The 1,736-nt window shown below is 53.5% G+C and carries 2 protein-coding genes and 1 pseudogene; 2 read left to right on the plus strand and 1 reads right to left on the minus strand.

Going from position 1 to position 1,736, the window contains the following annotated elements:
* Positions 1-194 (plus strand): annotated as a pseudogene (locus ACTHUE_RS17825) (multidrug ABC transporter ATP-binding protein); the annotation flags it as partial.
* A gap of 111 nt (positions 195-305) precedes the next feature.
* On the opposite strand, the gene ACTHUE_RS17830 reads toward ACTHUE_RS17825, so the two are convergent.
* On the minus strand, positions 306-1,034 hold the full coding sequence (locus tag ACTHUE_RS17830) for a TIGR00730 family Rossman fold protein (RefSeq protein ID WP_039861893.1): 729 nt from the start codon (positions 1,032-1,034) through the stop codon (positions 306-308).
* 140 nt (positions 1,035-1,174) lie between these two features.
* On the opposite strand from ACTHUE_RS17830, the gene ACTHUE_RS17835 reads away from it, so the two are divergent.
* Positions 1,175-1,736 (plus strand): pseudouridine synthase (locus ACTHUE_RS17835; RefSeq protein WP_440424088.1); only part of this gene is annotated, 562 nt, incomplete at its 3' end.

The following is a 1,736-nucleotide window of genomic DNA, read 5'->3' on the forward strand; positions in this document are numbered from 1 at the left end:
AAACCGTGATTGCCATCGCCCACCGCCTCTCCACCATCGCCGCGATGGACCGCCTCATCGTCTTGGACAAAGGCCGCATCATCGAAGAAGGCAGCCACACCGAGTTGCTCGAGAAACAAGGCCTGTATGCCAAACTTTGGGCGCACCAAAGCGGCGGCTTCTTGAGTGAGCATGTCGAGTGGGAAAACAATTAAACGCTTTGAAAGAAGATAAAAGGCCGTCTGAAAACATTTTCAGACGGCCTTTATTAATGAAGCAAAGGGCAGGTGGGATAACCGCCTTTTTTCAGTTGAAACCTTAGTTGTTTACAGTCCCAGCGACCAAGCATTTTGGTGTTCGAACAAGTCTTCCAAGCGGTTTTCGTAATGGGCGAAGATTTCTTCGATGATTTCGTCTTCGTCGTCGATGGTGCGGATCAAGTTCAAATCCTCTTCCAAAATCAGGTTTCTGCCCAGCAACTGCTCGCGTATCCAGTCCAACAGCCCTGCCCAAAATGCTTTGCCCACTAAGATAATCGGGCGGTCGGGCGTTTTGCCGGTTTGCACCAAAGTCAGGCTTTCAAACAATTCGTCCAATGTGCCGAAACCGCCGGGCATGACGACATACGCCACGGCGTGTTTGACGAACATGACTTTGCGCGGGAAGAAGTGTTGGAATTTAATAGACAAATCCTGATACGGATTGGCTTTTTGTTCGTGCGGCAACACGATATTCAGCCCCACCGCCGGACTTGCGCCTGCAAACGCGCCTTTGTTGGCCGCTTCCATAATGCCCGGACCGCCGCCGGAAATGACGGAGAATCCGGCATCCGACAGTTTGCGCGCCAAGCGCAATGTGAACGCGTAGTCGGGATGGTTTTCGGGCGTGCGCGCGCTGCCGTAAATGCTGACGGCTGGCTGAATGGCGCGCAATTCTTCGCCGGCTTCGACAAATTCGGAAATAATCTTCAATACATGATACGACTCGCGCGCCTGAATATCGCGGCGTGTTTCGTCGGGCAGCATGGGTTTGGGCAGTTTTTTGAGCAGGCTCACAGCTTTTCCTTCGTGTTTTTATGTGCAGTATTGTAACCCGAAAGAGGCGGGCCGTCTGAAAGTTGGGTTTCGGCGGCAAGTGTGCCTGCCACATCTTCAAAAGCCCGTTACAATATCTGCTTTTATTCAACTGCTCCGCCATGCTCGATATTATCCACCGCGACAGCCGCACCGTTGCCGTCAACAAACCTGCCGGAATGCTGGTGCACCGAAGCTGGTTAGACAAACACGAAACCCGTTTTGCCGTGCAAACCCTGCGCGACCAAATCGGGCAGCACGTCTATCCCGTCCACCGCCTCGACCGCCCGACTTCCGGCGTCTTGCTGTTTGCCCTCGATACGGAAGCCGCACGGTTACTGACGCAGCAGTTTGAAAACAAAACCATCGAAAAAACCTATTGGGCGATTGTTCGCGGTCATCTACCTTCAGACGGCCTGATTGATTACGCCCTCAAATATATGCCCGACAAAATCGCCGAAGCGCAGACCGAAGCCACATTGCAGGAAGCGCAAACCACCTACCGTTGTCTGGCACAAACCGAGTTGCCGTTCCAATCCGCCCTGCGTTATCCGACTTCGCGTTATTCGTGGGCCGAACTCACGCCGCACACCGGCCGCAAACACCAACTCCGCCGCCATATGAAACACATTTTCCACCCCATCGTCGGCGACACCAACTACGGCGATTTGCGCCAAAACCATG

This window comes from Neisseria sp. P0021.S005 (genome assembly GCF_051956955.1).